This window comes from Maribellus mangrovi (assembly GCF_037646455.1).
In the GTDB taxonomy this organism is placed as follows: domain Bacteria; phylum Bacteroidota; class Bacteroidia; order Bacteroidales; family Prolixibacteraceae; genus Draconibacterium; species Draconibacterium mangrovi_A.
Genome location: NZ_JBBIXN010000004.1, coordinates 311,969 through 329,596, shown reverse-complemented (window position 1 = coordinate 329,596; position 17,628 = coordinate 311,969). Strand labels below are relative to the sequence as shown.

Sequence of the window (17,628 nt, the reverse complement as noted above, 5' to 3'; positions counted from 1 at the left end):
CGAGTTAGGTTTTCCAAATCATTTTTTGGTGCACGCTGACAAGAAAAGTATTCCGAATCCGCCACAAAAATTTACACAAACCGTTATAGAGAATAAAATTATTTAATATTAAAAACGAACAAACTAACACATGGAAAAACAATCATTTAATTTAAGTGCCGACCTTTTAGGCGGCTACACCGGAATCTTTATCAAAATCGTAATGGCCATTATTTTGATTTACGCATTTATTATGCTGGTCAATTTTTTCAGGGATAAATTCTTAAAAACGGAGAATTTTAGCCGCGATCCGCAAATCACGGATCTGTTAAGCATACTAAACAAGTTGTGTGTACTGGCCGGATTTGGCTTTGTACTTGGCAATGTTCTTCAGGCGTTGTTAAATCAGGCTACCAATTCCCGGTCTGCATTGCAAATCAGAGGTATGTGGGATTATCTGACTTTCGGAGTGATCCTGATCTTTATTGGATTTGGCTTTAAAGTGGCCAAAAAGGTGCATAACAAAGAAAACCGGGAGTAGTATCTCCTGATGTTGGCGCGGATTTGTAATCCGTGCCCTGGTCGAAAGACCAGAAATATCGGATAAAAACGAATAATTTTCATTGAGTAACAAAAATATCAATGAGCCGAAAGTATAAGTTTCATAATCCGACTGGTGTTTATTTTGTTTCATTTGCAGTAGAAGGTTGGGTTGACGTTTTTACTCGCAACGAATACAAAAATATACTTGTCGATAACCTGAAATATTGCCAGAAAAATAAAGGCCTTGAGATATTTGCATGGTGCATATTAAGCAATCATTTCCATTTGGTAATTCGGGCCAAAGAAGATTCAACTTTGCCGAATATTTTAAGAGATTATAAGAAATATACCAACAAAGCAATTAAAAGAGCGATTACCGAAAATATTAAGGAAAACAGAAAAGAACGGTTGCTTAAACAGTTTGAGAGATCGGAAGGATTCCGGTTTTGGAGAGCAGATAATAAGCCAATAGAATTGTGGAGCAATGCTGTAATTGATCAGAAGATCGATTATATCCATCAAAATCCGGTTGAAGCAGGTTTGGTTTTTAAGGCCGAGGACTATGTTTACAGTAGTGCAATTGATTATGCCGGCGAAGATGGGCTGTTAGATGTAATTGTTTTAAAATAATATTGCTTTCAGCAATGGCACGGATTACAAATCCGCGCCAGCAGAGGATAGACATCGGGATGCGCCGGAAAAAGAGAATGAATTATATTTGAGTAATCAAAAAACTACACCTGCATGTCAGCTACTAAACTTAAAACTATCAGGGAGTTTTGCGCAACGAACTCTGACCCGGAGATCATAAAAAAGTACCAACGCTACTTCAAAGAAGGTTACGACGGTTACGGGATTGACGATAAGCTGTTCCGGCAACAGATAGAAGACTGGCTGAAACAATGGAAAGCAGAAATGACCATCGATAGCTACCTGGATCTTGGCGATGAATTGATGAAAACCGGAAGGTTTGATGAAAAGCACCTTGCTATAAATTTTTTAAAGTCGTGCAGACAGAATTTTTCAAAGGATACCTTTAATCGCGTTGCGCGTTGGTTCGATTACGGTATAAATAACTGGGCAACCACCGATGTGCTGTGTATGTTGATTTTGTCAGCTCTACTGCTGGATAAAGTCATCAGTCTCGGGGATTTGAAAACATGGATTGATGCTGAATCGGAATGGAAACGCCGGGCGGTTCCGGTGGCCCTCGTTGAGCTGGATAAAGTATCAAAGGAACTAAACCCTGAGGAAGCGTTGGAACTCATTGAACCTTTAATGTTGGATGATTCGGAATATGTTCAAAAAGGAATTGGCACGCTCTTACGTGGTTTGTGGAAAAAATACCCAGTACAGGTTGAAGGTTTTCTGATGAACTGGAAAGACCGGTGTGGAAGATTGATCGTACAATACGCCACCGAGAAAATGGATAAGGAATACCGAAAGAAATTCAGTAAAAACAAATGAGTGGAGTAACAAATTTAGCTGAGCTTTTAAAAGGAATGAATCCAAAACTAAACAAAGGGAACTATGTCTTTTCTACGATAAAAGATGTGAGCAGGATTGACCGGAAAGATACCATCTGCGAATTCAGGGAAAAGGAAGGAACCACGATTGTGATAGAGAAAGAAAAAGCTGACCAGCTATACCTCCACTATGACTATGTCGCCTCCTGGATCACCCTGATGGTCCATTCATCGCTTGACGCGGTAGGTCTGACGGCGGCCTTTTCAACGGAATTAGCAAAAAACCAGATCTCATGCAATGTGATTGCAGGATATTTCCACGACCATATTTTCGTTGACACGAAGGACGCCGATCGGGCCATGAAAATCTTAACAAAACTATCAGAAGGTTAAACGTCGCTGTTAGTTGTAATTGCAGTAAAACAGTATTGCTTTCAGCAATGGCACGGATTACAAATCCGCGCCAGCGAAGTTATCAGAAGGCGCCAAACAATTTTCCTACCAGGTAAACCGCAATAAAGAAACGGCTTGCCGCGGAAGTTCGACAGAAAGCTTCATTTCGCTGTCGGGAGTTACCCACTCCGGTGAAGTGTAAAGATCAAGTTGACCGGCCTGCTCCAGTGCAGCGATTTCTTCTTCGGTGGGCTGCTGCGGCGAACCTATGCTTTTCCAGTAGGTGTACGAATTGCTGTGTTCCTGATCCACGCGGTAATGTTGCATCAGTAACTTTTTCTTTGGCAGATTTTCCAGGCTTAGTTTCACCTGAGCAGGCAGTACATCCAAGTTGTTGTTGTCGTGGTAATTCCAGATCATTACGGTGGCTGAATGTTCTCCAACAGCGGCGATCGCATTTACATCCGGAACTTCTTTTCGTACACTTTCATCCCTGACGGTTTCAAAATCGTAGGCCATATTTCCACTCACTGAAACCCGATCGCCTTCCATCATTCCAAACATCCTGAAAACATTTAGTACGGGTTTGTCCACTCCGTTGGTAGCCATATCTCTGAAGCCGGCATACCAGGGTTGATTCTCAAACTCAAAGCCCCACGTGACCGCGCCCAGTAAGTTTACACCGAAGTGATCGGCCAGCAGGTATTTCCGGGCAAAAGAAGCTGCGGTATAACTCGAATACATGGTGCCGTTGCGGTAGGCATTGTGCGGATAATCGGCTTCGGAACAGGCGGCGCAGCCTTCAGGATCCGACTCTCCGATGATGATCGGCAGATCTTTGAACTCGGGGTAAGAAGCCACGATCTCAAAACCTTTGCTGATGTCGTTCAACTGGGCTCCCATGTTCATCTGCACCATGCCATCCACTACTTTCGGATTTCCTTTGGCGTGGAAAGTGATAAAATCAAGTGGAGAGCCTGTTTCGCCGGTCGCATAATTTTTGCCGTGGCTTACATGATCCAGAAACTTTTTGAGGTAATCTGCTGCCTGATCCCATCCAGGACCAGTTGTTTCGGGACCACCGATTTTTGCCGTAGGCAGCGCACGTTTTACGGCATCGGAACTGTAATCATACAACTTAATGTATTCTTCCAGCGTTCCCTGCCAGTACCCGATGTTGGGCTCGTTCCATACCTCCCAGTACCAGCTTTCCACTTCTTCCCTGCCATAACGGTCGACGGAGTGCTTTACCCACTGATAAACCAGCTCGGCCCATTTCTCATAATCGTTTGGAGGATAAGCCCAACCTGTGTAAATTTCTTCGTATTTGGCACCCGGCTTCCAGTAGTGGCGGTAAGGCTCGGGCTTGGAGGATAAAGCTTTTGGCATAAACCCAATCTGAGCCATTGGTTTCATTCCGCGCTCGATGTAGGAATCGAATATTTTGTCGATGATGGTCCAGTCGTAGACCGGGTTGCCGTCTTCATCTTCGGTGTATGCATTGGTTGAACCCCACTTTAAGGCGTGAGTTCCTTCACCGGTGACCAGCAAACTATGCACGCGCATAAAAACAGGAACAGGACTCAGTTCAGCAAGTTCCGTCAGCAGCTTTTGGCCGTCTTTCATGTAGGTGTAATTCGGTTCGTCGTGTCCCCAAAATGCCCAAACAGGATCCATTTCACCTACTGAAGCGCTAAAATCCACATCGATCTTTACCGGATCTGCAGGTAAATACTGGGCAACGGACTTTGAGGAGAATCCAAGGATTAACAAAAAAGCAGAAAGGGGAATAAACAGTGAAAAAGACTTGTTCATTTGCATAAGTAACAGGTTTAGATCCCAAGATATAAAAACTTTACATCAAACCTCAGTTCTTTTATTGTTTGATAAACGAACTCATATAGATTCTTTCGCCCATTAACTGAATAAAATATTTTCCTTTTGGCAAATGCGCAATATTAAAGGAAGGATCGGTTAATGTATTCATATTAGCCTGCTTATAAATCTTGCCATCTATACTGAGAATACGAAACTGTGTCGAATTTTCGATAAGCTGATTATCAAGCTTCAGGTTAATAACTTCTGTTGCAGGATTGGGGTAGATAAAATTCCTGTTGATTACGATGTCGTTAATCCCAACCTGGTTATCCTGGTAGGTAAAATCCATCGATGCCTCAAAACTTCTTCTGTCCATAGAGTCGATTGCCCAGACATGCATGGTATAATCATTGGCAAAACTTAATTCTGAAACGTCGGGGCCAAATACAAAACTTTCTTCACTGTTTTCGAGTTGGTAATTATAAACCGAACTGCTAAAACCGCCTTCGCCTGTAAAATAATATTCAAGTGACTTAATACCCGGTTTTGAGTCACTCTTCAGAAAAAATGCCCGCTTAACTGTCATTCCCCAGGCGCCCGATACAGTTTGTGATCGTACATAAAAGAAATTAAATCCTTCATCAAACTGCGATACGTCTATATTTTCACTAACGTAGGCATCGCTGTTATCCAGGGTAAAATCCAACGAAATTCCGTTGCCAAAGCCAGGATCGCTGTTTATAAAATATTCAATTCGCCCGATTTCATTTTGCACCGAGCTCTCTTCGACTTTAAATGAGTTGTTCAGGATCTCGTCCAGGTTACCGCTAGTATCACCTTCAGGCAAATGTTGATAATCAAATAAGTCTACAAATTCGGGAGCTGTAGTGTTAATACCATCAATCCTTTCTGTTTCACTTGCCAACACAGTAAATGCGAATAATGTGCAAAGCATTGTTATGGCCAATAAATGTTTCATAGCTATAAAGTTTATGTGACAAGCTTAGTTCGAACGAACCGTTATTTTAACCTGCAAACCATTTTCTGAAATGCTTGCGTCATCGACACTCAGTTCGGTTATTACCGGCACAGGCGGCAAGCCTGAAATTATGTAGGGATCTTCTCCGCCAAAAATACCACAATCTGTTCCACCAAAACCAGCCCCGATAGCCTCCGAGCCTTCGGCGAGTTTATATTTCGCATCCGGACTATCACCGCCAACAAACAAATCCTGAATATTCTCAACATTTAAATTATCGCCCGTTAAGATATTGTTAGATGCAATGTTGTTTTCTATGTATGCGCTGTTTACTTTTATTAAGGCATCATTTTGCCAAACAATATTATTTCTGAAATATTCGGCGTTAAATCCGTATGAGTCACCTAACAAAATATTGTTATTAAATGTAACGATATGACTTCCCGCGGAAGCGCCCATTTTGTTGCGAATAATATTATTGTTAATATAAACATCGCTAAACGGACCGGTACCGTTATAATAGTCCCCGACGCTATGCATATTGTTATTGATAATTCTAACGTTTTTGGCATTTTTAACCGGAAGTCCTGCACTAATGTAACAACGCTCTATGGTAATTTCATCTGTTAAAACTATAGGTGTCCCGCCGGCGGAAATAAATGACATTCCATAAACAGAGGATCCCTGAGATCCATCTTCGAAAATTATTCTATTGATATTTGCAGGTAAGATATGAGCACTTTCATAATTCTCTGTGAGCAAATAGCCCGGGCCAATTATCGTTAACGATTTCGTACACGTAAATGAAGTGTAGGTGGTATTGGATCCTTCCACCATTAATATATCGCCCGATTGCACGCCGGCATCGTCGTGGGCGTCAATAATATCGGCAAAATCAGCCGTATTGTCATCATTGTTCACACGCCAGACTGTGGCGTTTAAAGTGAATTGAAAGACCATAATGGCCAGTAAGGTAAAAATGAGTTTCATAATATTGAATTTAAATTAGTAGTTAAGGATGCATTTATCTTATTAACAGGAGGGTGAATTAAAATGTTCTGTCGGTGTCCGGCAAATAAATAAAATGCAGCATCTGAAATCTTCTGTTAATCAAAATGATAAAGTTTTTGTTGAAGATGATTTATTCACGCGGCTCTATTAAAAAGTGGGAATTACATTCCGCTAGGTAAGGGATTCGTCGGCCTGTCTGTAAAAATTAAAACCGTTGCCCGTGTAGGATCGGCTGTTTACCGAAATTTTTACCTGTCCGAAACAAAAAAGACGTAGTTTGGAAGCCGATGAACCTGTCAAAAAATAAACATTACCTCATAATCGGAACTCTGTTTGCCATAGCCACAGGGGTACTCTTTCTAACTGGAACAAAGCAGAATAAACTGAGGGACCCTGTTCCGGGCTCGTGTACGATCTTTTCCGCAGCAATTGGCGATAAAGTTTTATTTGGTAATAACGAAGACTTTTACAAACCCAAAACCTATTTGTGGACTGACCCGGCCACCGATAGTAATTACAGCAGTGTTTACCTGGGTTTTAAAGACTATTCGCACCAGGGTGGAATCAACGAAAAAGGCCTTTGTTTCGATGCCAATGCCTTGTCTAAATCAAGGATAAATTTGCATGAAGAACTTGACGCTCCGCCAACATACGCTCCGCCTTACGAGGATTTTGAAATGTGGATTCCGGTGCTGATCTTACGAAAGGCAGCAACTGTTGAGGAAGCCATAGAACTGGCAAAAAAGTACAGGCGAAGCAACTGGTACCCCAAATCGGGAAAAATTGCCTACCAGCTGAACTTTGCCGATGCCGCCGGCGGTGCTGTGGTAATAAGTGTTGATAAAAACGGAGAATTGGCATTTACAAGAAAAGAGAAAGGTGAGAACTTTTTAATCTCGACCAATTTTAATAAGGCGAATACCGATAATGCCCTGGAATATCCCTGCAAGCGATACCACACAACAGAAAAGGCACTTCAGGAGATAACAAGCCAGGATGAGTTGACCGTTGAAGCTTTTAAATCCATCTTGGAATCGGTACATGAAAAAGGGATTTTTAATACTACCCTCTATTCGAATATTTTCGACTTAAAAAACGGCGTAATCTATTTATACCACTGGCATCAATACGATGAAGTGGTGGTGCTGAAAGTAGATGAAGAACTGGCAAAAGGCCGAACGATGATCCGGATCGAGGATCTATTTTCGGAGGGAACGGGTAAAAAAGCGTCAACAGCTTATACGGGCGCTATTTTTCTTTGGACTGTTGTCATACTGGCAGCCACAGCATTGACGATTTCCGGATTCCACCAACTTAGAAATCGAAGATTGTAAGACACAATTAAATACAAATCACACCGGACCCCACAACTGTGCGATGAAATCAGGAAACACGATAGTTTGAATTCCGCCAACACTTCACAATAATAAAGATTTGAAACTTTTGTGATAAATCTGTGATAATATCAGTGTTGCTTTGTTATATAATAAAGAATAAACAGATTATCATGAAAAATGCATTTAAAACAATCCCGATGATGTTGGCTGTATCTCTATTCCTTTTATCCGCTTGCGATAAAGATGATGATGATCCAATAGTCGAAACGACGTATACCGATGTTATGTCCACCCCGTTAAAAAGCGATTTAGTTGATGATGCATCCATTACACCTTATGAAGCTATATTTGATGTATCGCCTGCATACGACCAGGGGCATCTTCCTTTTGCCACCAATACCGGAGGTGTAGATGGTTTGGAAAATATGCTGGACGGTTTGGATAAAAACCGTAGCTATTTGGTTTATTGTCATTCCGATGCCCCATCGATTGCCGGTGCCGAGTTGTTGGTGGAAAACGGATTTTCGAATGTACATCGATTACAGGGCAACTACGGCGCCTGGGACGATGTTTCGTTTGTAGACATTGCCGCTGCTGTGGTAAAAGCAAAAATTGACGCAGGTGATTTTGAGGCCATTTTTGATGTTTCACCTCATTTCAGCGAAGGGCATTTACCCGGAGCTATGAATGCCAATGCAAGTGCCGGAGGAACCGATCTTTCGGAATTGATTGCAGGGATGGACAATTCCAAGACCTATCTTGTGTATTGCCATGCCGATGGCCCGGCCATGGCCGGAGCCCAGCTAATGGAAGATGCCGGTTTTGAAAACGTATACCGGTTAGAAGGTAATTTTGGTGCCTGGGTTAATGCCGGTTATGATGTTGAAACACCAACAACGGAGAAATTATATACGGATGTTATGGCCGGGCAGTTAAAAAGCGAATTGGTTGATGACGCATCCATTTCACCCTATGACGCGATATTCGATGTATCACCGTATTACGCTCAGGGACACCTGCCCTTTGCCACAAATGCAGGTAGCGTTGAAGGATTGGGAACGATGCTGGACGGATTGGATAAGAACCTTAAATATTTGGTGTACTGTCACGCCGATGGGCCATCGATTGCCGGTGCTCAGCTAATGGCAGAGAACGGCTTTACCAATGTTTATCGTTTGGAAGGCAATTACGGTGCCTGGGACAATGTTTCATTTGCTGATATTGCAGCCGCTGACGCAAAAACAAAAATTGAGGCAGGTGATTTTAAAGCCATTTTCGATGTATCGCCATATTTCAGCGACGGACATTTGCCCGGTGCAACCAATGCCAATGCAGGTGCCGGAGGAACTTCCTTATCGGAACTGATCGCCGGTATGGATAAAACCAAATCATATCTGGTGTATTGCCATGCAGATTCGCCGGCAATGGCGGGAGCGCAGCTAATGGAAGATGCCGGATTTGAAAACGTCTATCGTTTGGAAGGTAATTATGGTGCCTGGAAAGATGCCGGCTATGACGTTGAGAAATAATTCAGGGATACTTACTTACACTTTAATGAGGGATAAAGACAGCATCTTTATCCCCCATTATTTTGTTGGTACCTCACAATTCCCGTCGGATTGTTAAAGTACCCGTCGATTGCATTTTCTCCAACGACAAAACTGTTATTTATAAACCAGGTTTAAAGCCGCACCAATAATTCCCGCATTGTTTTCCATTTCGGCAGGAACAACAGGCGTGTCCAGATCGATCTGATCCTGAAATTTCTCCATCTTTTTGCTGACTCCTCCCCCAACGATAAACAGGTTCGGATTAAACATTTTTTCGTAATAAGCCAGTGCTTTGTTAAAACGCTTACCCCACTCCTTCCACGAAAGGTCTTTGCGTTTTCGCACCGAGTCGGCGGCATACAATTCAATCGATTTCTTTTTAAACTCCAGGTGGCCCAGTTCGAGATTGGGAACCAGGTGTTTATCGATAAAAATAACAGTTCCGATCCCGGTACCAACGGTCAGCAAGAACACCATCCCTTTAACTTTTGCACCGGCACCAAAGTGTATCTCGGCAATTCCGGCAGCATCGGCATCGTTAATGCATTCCACTTCGCATCCGGTTTTCTCCGACAACTGTTTGTTGATGGTCTGTCCGATCCAGCTCTTATCGATATTGGCAGCGGTCAATACCACGCCGTTTTTTACCACGGCCGGCACTCCGATACCTACCTTTCCTTTCCAGTCGAAATGTTGAATAAGTTCCGCCATTATTTCCGACACGGCTTCCGGTGTTGCGGGTTGCGGCGTTTCAATGCGGTGTCGTTCGGTCACCAGTTCACCGGTTTTGATATCCACTATCGCTCCTTTAATTCCCGATCCGCCAAAATCAATTCCAAGTACTTCCATTTTGTATCGTTTTTAGTACTTCTAATTTACTATCAAAAATGAGAAATGCGAAATAGGAAGGAAAATTCGGTAGTAATTTTTTCATCGGGCAACACGCAAACATTTTGCTCAAAATACCGAAACGATGTATAATTGCAATTCTTTATGACAAAGAAAATGGCTCAACCCGAAAAGAAAATATCAAAAGCAACGCGGAATTATGTATTCAATCTGTTTTCGTTTTTGCCTTTTCTATTTCTACTTTCCACGGGCATCATCGTGTTGCGTTACCACAGCGGATTTGATGAAAAGCTTCCAACTTTGAGGTTGAACGGGCATCAGTGGTTGACCATTCACCAAATCACGGCACTTGTTATTATTCCAATCATCATCACGCACCTGATGATGCATATTAACTGGCTCAAACAACTGTTCACCTTTAAGCTGAAAGGGAATAACAGCGGCATGAACCTCACACAGCTTATTGTTTTTCTGATGTGTGCACTCACTGCACTTTTGGCCTGGTGGACATTCGACGGCACCAAACTGGCAGAGGTACTTCGTGAAGTACATTCCAAACTCGGACTGTTGTTGATCGTATTCTGGGGAATACACCTTTACAATTATTCCAGGTGGCTGCTGAATATGACAAGGAAAAAATTGAGGGGAAAATAGTTGGAATCCGTTTGACTTTAATAACTTCCACTACGGATTTTCTTTAAATACATCAAGAAATAGAAATCCATTTAGAATAGGACAAGAGAAAAGGAGACATTCAGTCTCAATATTGAGTATTTGTATGAATAAAGTTCATCTCCATAATACATTTAACTTTTTTTAACTTTCATATTATTCCCTATATTAAAAGGCCTTTACAGGCATTTTTATATATTCAAACACCATTTTTGTTTAATATTTATATAATTTACATAAACACTTCATGGTCTTTTTCGTTATATTTGTTGAAACTTTAATTCTAAAATATAAACATAATGAAAAATTTGAATTTGAAAAGGGCTTTGAACTTGAGAAGTTTAACCCTTGTAGCTATTTTTGCAGTTGCTTTATTTGCAGTAAGTTGTGATAAAGCCAGTGATGATTATGTACCCACGCAAGCAGAGCTTGAAACGAAGTCAGCTGAGAAAAGTAAAGCCGCACCTAAAAAAGGAGATGCAACTATTGCCGAAATTGTTGTCGCCTCAACAGAAGCTAGTGAGCCTCAGTTCACTTTGTTACTTGCAGCTCTTGAATATGCTGGATTGACCGATGTATTTGCAGGTGGTGACCAGTATACTGTATTTGCACCAACCGACCAGGCATTTATTGATTTGGTAGTCGCTACCGGAGTAGATCCTAACGACCCATTTACTGCTATTGATGCAGCACTTGGTGAAGGAACTGTTGCAAATGTGCTGCTTTACCATGTTACTGACGGACGTCGTGCAGCTAACAGTGTAGTTCCTAAAAACGGAACCCGTACGATCGAAACCTTATTAGGAGCCACTTTTGATGTGAACCCAGACCTTTCGATTGATGCGGTTGGAAACAGCGCAAATATTATCGGAGCTAACATTTCAGCATCAAACGGAATAATCCACGTTATTGATACAGTAATATTACCGGTAGAATTATAATAAGTTCAGGTTCTTTACCTGCTTAGATTTAGAGTTTAGAGGCTTCCATCTTGGTAGCCTCTTTTCTTTTGAATACTACCGTCTAATTCAACACAAAAAAATACCATAGTCACATCAACCCGAACAATTATTTAATTTGAATTTTGAGACGAATTTTATCCTGGGATATTTAAGAAATTCAAATTAGCTATTAGATAAAAATTGTTGGAATCATAATTGGATATTATTCTCTTCCCGTGTTGAAGATTTTTAAATTTTATTGCCTTCAATAAGTATTGTTATTCCACTAAATGGAAAAATGAATGTATCACACTTCTGTCATTATGTGTTTCAAACTATGCTGTGAACAGCTTCTATAAACAAGAAAGCATCCCTGCAAAAGTAGGGATGCTACATAACTTAACCCAATTAAGTTATTTCTATGAAAAAATTACTTACAAGCCCCTGTGGTACCTGTAGTTATTCTTTATACGATTTTTCAGGTTTGTGGTTTTAATTACCTGATATAATCAGTGTCATTTGCAACAAGAAATGACTTTTCGCTTGTTACTTTCTTCATATTCATCACTTTTTCAGTTTTAACTTCTTTCAAAACTAAATTCCACTTTCTGTTGTATTTTTGCACCGACAATAAAACAAGAAAAATGAGCGACGACAAGAAGATAATTTTTTCGATGTACAAGGTGAGTAAAACCTACCCGCCATCAAAAACAGTGATCAAGGACATTTCGCTTTCGTTTTTCCTGGGCGCGAAAATCGGTATTATTGGTTTGAACGGATCAGGTAAATCCACCTTGCTGCGCATTATTGCCGGACAGGATAAAGCTTTTAACGGCGAGCTGGTTTTTGCACCGGGCTACTCGGTTGGCCTGCTCGAACAGGAGCCACAGCTTGATGAAAGCAAAACAGTGATCGATGTGGTAAAAGAAGGCATGCAGGAAACTGTTGATGTGCTGAACCGCTACGAGGAGATCAATCAGTTGTTTGGTCAGCCGGAAGTGTATGAGAATCCGGATAAAATGGAGGAACTGATGAATGAGCAGGCGCAACTGCAGGAGAAAATGGATGCGCTGGATGCCTGGAACCTCGACAGCAAACTGGAGCGTGCCATGGATGCTTTGCAGTGTCCACCCGATGATCAGCCCATCAGCGAACTTTCGGGTGGAGAACGCCGCCGGGTGGCACTGTGTCGCCTTCTACTTAAAGAACCTGATGTACTTTTGCTCGATGAGCCTACCAACCACCTCGATGCCGAAAGTATCCAGTGGCTGGAAGCTCACCTTGACCAGTATAAAGGCACGGTAATCTGCATTACCCACGACCGTTATTTTCTTGATAATGTTGCGGGTTGGATCCTTGAGCTCGACCGTGGCATGGGAATCCCGTGGAAAGGGAATTACAGTTCGTGGCTCGAGCAAAAAGCAAAACGTCTGGAGCAGGAAGAAAAAGGCAGCCAGAAGCGCAGGAAAACGCTTGAACGCGAACTGGAATGGGTGCGAATGGCTCCGAAAGCGCGGCATGCCAAAAGCAAGGCCCGTTTGAGTGCCTATGATAAAATGCTGAACGAAGACGCTAAACAAAAAGAAGAACGTCTTGAGATATTTATCCCGAATGGTCCGCGACTGGGGGATAAAGTAGTGGTAATGGAAGGCGTGAAAAAAGGGTTTGGCGACCGCATTCTTTTTGAAGGCCTCAGTTTTCAACTTCCGCCCGCAGGTATTATCGGTGTTATCGGTCCGAATGGTGCGGGTAAAACCACTTTGTTCAAACTGATCATGAAACAGCTGGAAGCCGACGCCGGAAGCATTGAAATCGGTGAAACCGTTAAAACCAGTTATGTCGATCAGACCCACAAAGCCATCGATCCGAATAAATCGGTTTACGAAGTGATTTCGGGAGGAACCGAAACCATTATGCTGGGCAACAAACAAGCCAATGCTCGTGCTTATGTTTCTCGCTTTAACTTTTCGGGTGCCGACCAGGAAAAGAAATGCGGTGTGCTTTCGGGTGGAGAACGTAACCGTCTGCACCTGGCGTTGGCACTAAAGTCGGAAGGCAACCTGTTGCTGCTTGATGAGCCGACGAACGACATCGATGTAAACACGCTGCGTGCACTGGAAGAAGGTCTTGATAATTTTGCAGGTTGTGCCGTTGTCATTTCTCACGACCGCTGGTTCTTAGATCGCATTGCCACTCACATTCTGGCGTTCGAGGGCGAAGGTCACGTTCACTACTTTGAAGGCACGTTCTCGGTATACGAAGAGAACCGCAAAAAACGCATGGGCGGTGAAGCACCAAAACGATTTAAATACAAAAAGCTGAAAGCATAGGCTACGCCAGTTCAGCGTTGAATGTTCAAAGTAAAGGATCCGATCCCTTTGAATGGATCGGATCCTTTTTCTTTCCAAATAGTTTTAAATCGCCTTTATTCTTTTATCCCCAACTGATCGAATATAAAGGCATATTCCAGCGCAGTTTCCTTGATCCACTCAAAACGCCCGGATGCACCTCCGTGTCCATAATCCATATTAATGTGGAAGATCAGCAGGTTGTCATCGGTTTTCAAATCGCGGAGTTTGGCCACCCACTTGGCAGGTTCCCAGTATTGTACCTGCGAATCGTGCAAACCAGTGGTCACCAGTAAAGCCGGATAATCTTTGGCAACTACATTATCGTAGGGCGAATACGACTTCATGTAGTAATAATATTTTTCCTCTTTCGGATTTCCCCATTCATCGAATTCGCTGGTGGTAAGCGGTATGCTTTCATCAAGCATCGTCGTCACCACATCAACAAACGGAACTGCAGCAATCACACCGTTGTACAATTCGGGCTTCAGGTTGATGCAGGCTCCCATCAGCAGTCCGCCGGCACTTCCGCCCATGGCAAACAGTTTTTCAGAATTGGTGTAACCGTCGTCGATCAGGAACTGTGCACAGTCGTTAAAATCGGTAAAGGTGTTCATTTTCTTGAGCAGCTTTCCATCTTCGTACCATTGGCGGCCATAGATCTGGCTTCCACGAATATGAGCGATCGCATAAACAAAGCCACGATCGAGCAAAGGTAAACGCGCCACCGAGAAAGAGGGATCACGGGTATAGCCGTACGAACCGTAGCCGTAGATCAATGCAGGATTATTTCCATCTTTCTGCATTCCCTTTTTGTAAACGATCGACATCGGAATTTTTGTTCCGTCCATCGCAGTGGCATAAATTCGTTTGGTTTCGTAGTTGTTCTTATCGTATCCGCCTAAAACTTCCTGCTCCTTCAACAAGGTCCGTTCCTTTGTTTTCAGGTTAAAATCGAAAACAGAGAGCGGAGTCGTCATGGAAGTATAACTAAAGCGGAAAAAGTCGGTATCAAAGTCCATGTTAACACTCGAATGCACCGAATACACTTCTTCATCAAAATCGATGAAATACTCCTCTCCTTTCCACGGCATCACCCGTATATTACTGATTCCTTCTTTGCGTTCGGTAAGCACCAAATAGTCCTTGAACACATCGAAATCGGAAAAATAAACATCATCGCGATGCGGGATCACTTCTTCCCAATTCTCTTTTTCGGTGGCATTAAGTGGAGTTCGCATCAGGCGGAAGTTCTGCGCATCAAGGTTCGTACGGATGTAAAAGTAATCACCCGCCTGATCCACCGAATATTCCAGTTCGCGGATACGTGGTTGTATGATCTTAAATTCGCCTTCAGGATGATTGGCATCCAGGTAGCGGTATTCCGAAGTCAATGTGCTTTCGCTCCCGATGAAAAGGTATTCGTCGGTTTTGCTTTTGTAGATGAATACATCAAAGGTTTCATCGTCTTCATAAAACGTCACCTGGTCGTCTTCTGCTGAAGTTCCAAGGGTGTGTTTCATAATTTTCTCCGAACGTAAAGTCACATCGTCCTTCAGCGTGTAGTACACCGTCTTGTTATCGTTGGCCCAAACCGCACCACCGGTAGTTAATGGAATGGCGTCTTTGTACAATTCACCGGTTTCCAGATTTTTAAAATAGATGGTGTATTTTCTACGGCTCACGGTGTCTACACCATAAGCCAAAATTTTATTGTCTTTACTTACCGAATATCCACCAAGGGCGTAATATTCATGCCCTTCAGCCATTTGGTTCACATCCAGCAAAATCTCCTCTTCGGCATCGAGGTTTCCTTTTTTACGACAAAGCAGGTAATATTCCTTTCCGGCTTCTGTTTTGGTGTAATAGTAGTAACCATTCTTTTTGTACGGCACTGATTCGTCCTCTTCTTTGATCTTAGATTTAATCTCGTTGTACAGCTTCTCCTGAAGTTCTTCGGTAGGTTTCATCACCTCATTCTTGTAGGCATTTTCAGCTTCGAGGTAGGCAATAACTTCAGGATTTTCCCGCTGATTCAACCAGTAATAGTTATCGATCCGGGTATCACCGTGAATGGTAAGCTCTTTGGGAATTTTCTTCGCTACAGGCGGCATTATCTTTTCTTTTTGTGAACAGGCCGACAAAAATAGAAAGATAACGGCAAGTAAAAAAATAGTGTTCTTCATGATCAGGATTTTAATGAATAACGAATTTATGAATTTGTTGAAGAATTTCGATCTTTGCAGCAACAGATTATGCAAGTTGAATTAACTATCATAGCCTATTTTGTTTTTATCGTCGGAATTGGCGTCTACTCGGCCTTCCGCATAAAGCAACCCGGCGATTATTATGTGGCCGGGAAAAAAGCGGGCATGTGGCAGGTTTCCGGAAGTTTACTGGCCACCATCCTGGGAGGTTCTGCCGTTCTGGGCACTATCGAGCTCAGCCAGAAACTCGGTTGGGCAGCACTCTGGTTTTTGTTCAGTGCCGCGCTCGGACTTTTCATACTTGTTCCCATTTCAAAATATGTCCGTCGATTCGGGCATTTTACCTTACCAGAATTACTCGGCCGTTTTTATGGTAAACGGGCTGAGATCATTGCTTCGATCATTATACCGCTGGCCTGGCTGGGAATTGTTGCAGCGCAGATCATCGCAGCGGCAAAAATACTTAGCGGATTGAATACCATCGGATATCAACAAGCTGCACTTTTAGCGGGAGTAGTATTTATCGTTTATACGCTGCTGGGCGGACAACTCAGCATTTTAAAAACCGATGCCCTGCAATCGCTGCTGATACTGGCAGGAATGATTGCCATTTTAATGTTTACTACGCATCCGCAGCACGAACAGAACATTGAGCCGCTTAAAATCAACAGTCTGTTTAATGCCTCGTTTGGATGGGTAGATCTGATGATTTTGCTGATCACCTACTCGGTGACTTTTATTGTTGGTCCCGATATTTATTCGCGTGTTTTCTGTGCCAGAGATGAGCGCACCGCTTCACAAAGCGTTATTCTGGTGGCAGCGATTCTGGTTCCTGTTTCATTTGGTCTGACTTATTTGGGAGTTTACTCCAAAGCATCGGGCGAAGGCATTGTTAGTTTTGCCGAACACCTGTTGCCGGCCTGGGCTTACGGACTTTTCCTGGCGGCACTGCTTTCAGCAGTTATGTCGTCGGCCGATACTACCCTTCTAACTTCTTCCATGATCATGAGCGAATTGATCACCGGTGATCTGGACAAGAAACAAGCCCTCAGGTTGACTCGTTTTCTTATTGTTGGATTGGGAATTTTGAGCATTGTTATTGCACTCTTTGTTACGTCCATCATTCAGTCGCTGCTGCTGGCACTAACCTTTTTTTCGGGTGCGTTTGTAGTGCCAACACTTGCCGGATTGCTTCAATTAAAAGTGAACCGTAAAAATGTGGCCGCTGCCATGATCACTGGCGGATTAATCGCATTATCCGGCAAACTCGTCAACCAGCTGCACCATGAATTGTTAGGCAACCTGCTGATCGCTTTTGCCCATCTCATGAATGGTTTGCTTTTGTTTTGGAGAAGAAAGAATTGAATCCAGCCTGTTTCAAACTAAAGAGTAGGAATAAGTGATAGATTCCTCTCCCGAGTGCTCGGGATTGGAATGACAGTTGTTCCGCTTCCAAAATACTTTAGGTATAAGGCGAAGACAGAGATGCTGAAATAAATTCAGCATGACGTATCTAGTGGCATCCTGTAATGAAT

15 protein-coding genes are annotated in these 17,628 nt (G+C 42.7%); 10 read left to right on the top strand and 5 right to left on the bottom strand.

Going from position 1 to position 17,628, the window contains the following annotated elements; all coding sequences use genetic code 11:
* Nucleotides 1-130 precede the first annotated feature (130 nt).
* The 4 genes from WFY05_RS16875 to WFY05_RS16860 all read left to right on the top strand — a co-directional run bounded on the left by WFY05_RS16875 (nucleotide 131) and on the right by WFY05_RS16860 (nucleotide 2,381).
* Complete coding sequence (locus WFY05_RS16875; protein ID WP_340114083.1) at nucleotides 131-520, top strand: hypothetical protein; 390 nt, start codon at nucleotides 131-133, stop codon at nucleotides 518-520.
* Between the two features lie 101 nt (nucleotides 521-621).
* A complete protein-coding gene (locus WFY05_RS16870; RefSeq protein WP_340114082.1) occupies nucleotides 622-1,152 on the top strand; it encodes an REP-associated tyrosine transposase in 531 nt (176 codons plus the stop codon).
* A 114-nt stretch (nucleotides 1,153-1,266) separates the two neighbouring features.
* A complete protein-coding gene (locus WFY05_RS16865) occupies nucleotides 1,267-1,989 on the top strand; it encodes a DNA alkylation repair protein (RefSeq protein ID WP_340114081.1) in 723 nt (240 codons plus the stop codon).
* A complete protein-coding gene (locus WFY05_RS16860; RefSeq protein WP_340114080.1) occupies nucleotides 1,986-2,381 on the top strand; it encodes an ACT domain-containing protein in 396 nt (131 codons plus the stop codon). The genes WFY05_RS16865 and WFY05_RS16860 overlap by 4 nt, the downstream gene beginning before the upstream one ends.
* Before the next feature lie 105 nt (nucleotides 2,382-2,486).
* Here WFY05_RS16860 and WFY05_RS16855 read toward each other — a convergent pair whose 3' ends face one another.
* Genes WFY05_RS16855 through WFY05_RS16845 form a run of 3 tightly spaced genes read right to left on the bottom strand, consistent with a single transcriptional unit; the run spans nucleotide 2,487 to nucleotide 6,168 of the window.
* The gene (locus WFY05_RS16855) at nucleotides 2,487-4,202 is read right to left on the bottom strand and encodes a GH39 family glycosyl hydrolase (protein ID WP_340114079.1); all 1,716 of its coding nucleotides are present in this window, start codon (nucleotides 4,200-4,202) and stop codon (nucleotides 2,487-2,489) included.
* Between the two features lie 55 nt (nucleotides 4,203-4,257).
* The gene (locus tag WFY05_RS16850) at nucleotides 4,258-5,178 is read right to left on the bottom strand and encodes a T9SS type A sorting domain-containing protein (RefSeq protein ID WP_340114078.1); all 921 of its coding nucleotides are present in this window, start codon (nucleotides 5,176-5,178) and stop codon (nucleotides 4,258-4,260) included.
* Nucleotides 5,179-5,202: 24 nt separating this feature from the next.
* Complete coding sequence (locus WFY05_RS16845) at nucleotides 5,203-6,168, bottom strand: hypothetical protein (protein ID WP_340114077.1); 966 nt, start codon at nucleotides 6,166-6,168, stop codon at nucleotides 5,203-5,205.
* Nucleotides 6,169-6,476: 308 nt separating this feature from the next.
* Between WFY05_RS16845 and WFY05_RS16840 the strand changes: the two genes are divergently transcribed.
* A complete protein-coding gene (locus tag WFY05_RS16840; RefSeq protein ID WP_340114076.1) occupies nucleotides 6,477-7,523 on the top strand; it encodes a carcinine hydrolase/isopenicillin-N N-acyltransferase family protein in 1,047 nt (348 codons plus the stop codon).
* Nucleotides 7,524-7,696: 173 nt separating this feature from the next.
* Nucleotides 7,697-9,055, top strand: coding sequence for a rhodanese-like domain-containing protein (locus tag WFY05_RS16835; RefSeq protein WP_340114075.1), 1,359 nt, complete (start codon nucleotides 7,697-7,699; stop codon nucleotides 9,053-9,055).
* 135 nt (nucleotides 9,056-9,190) lie between these two features.
* Here the strand turns inward: WFY05_RS16835 and ppgK are convergent, their stop codons facing one another.
* A complete protein-coding gene (gene ppgK, locus WFY05_RS16830) occupies nucleotides 9,191-9,925 on the bottom strand; it encodes a polyphosphate--glucose phosphotransferase (RefSeq protein ID WP_340114074.1) in 735 nt (244 codons plus the stop codon).
* A 144-nt stretch (nucleotides 9,926-10,069) separates the two neighbouring features.
* Here ppgK and WFY05_RS16825 point away from each other — a divergent pair, with 144 nt between their 5' ends.
* The 3 genes from WFY05_RS16825 to ettA all read left to right on the top strand — a co-directional run bounded on the left by WFY05_RS16825 (nucleotide 10,070) and on the right by ettA (nucleotide 13,868).
* Entirely contained in the window at nucleotides 10,070-10,579 is a 510-nt protein-coding gene (locus WFY05_RS16825; protein ID WP_340114073.1) for a hypothetical protein, read from the top strand.
* Nucleotides 10,580-10,896: 317 nt separating this feature from the next.
* Entirely contained in the window at nucleotides 10,897-11,538 is a 642-nt protein-coding gene (locus tag WFY05_RS16820; protein ID WP_340114072.1) for a fasciclin domain-containing protein, read from the top strand.
* Between the two features lie 644 nt (nucleotides 11,539-12,182).
* Complete coding sequence (gene ettA / locus WFY05_RS16815) at nucleotides 12,183-13,868, top strand: energy-dependent translational throttle protein EttA (protein WP_340114071.1); 1,686 nt, start codon at nucleotides 12,183-12,185, stop codon at nucleotides 13,866-13,868.
* 95 nt (nucleotides 13,869-13,963) lie between these two features.
* Here the strand turns inward: ettA and WFY05_RS16810 are convergent, their stop codons facing one another.
* Nucleotides 13,964-16,072 carry a S9 family peptidase gene (locus tag WFY05_RS16810; protein WP_340114070.1) on the bottom strand — a complete coding sequence of 703 codons (2,109 nt, stop codon included), beginning with the start codon at nucleotides 16,070-16,072 and terminating at the stop codon, nucleotides 13,964-13,966.
* A 69-nt stretch (nucleotides 16,073-16,141) separates the two neighbouring features.
* Between WFY05_RS16810 and WFY05_RS16805 the strand changes: the two genes are divergently transcribed.
* On the top strand, nucleotides 16,142-17,458 hold the full coding sequence (locus tag WFY05_RS16805; protein WP_340114069.1) for a sodium:solute symporter family protein: 1,317 nt from the start codon (nucleotides 16,142-16,144) through the stop codon (nucleotides 17,456-17,458).
* Nucleotides 17,459-17,628: the final 170 nt, after the last annotated feature.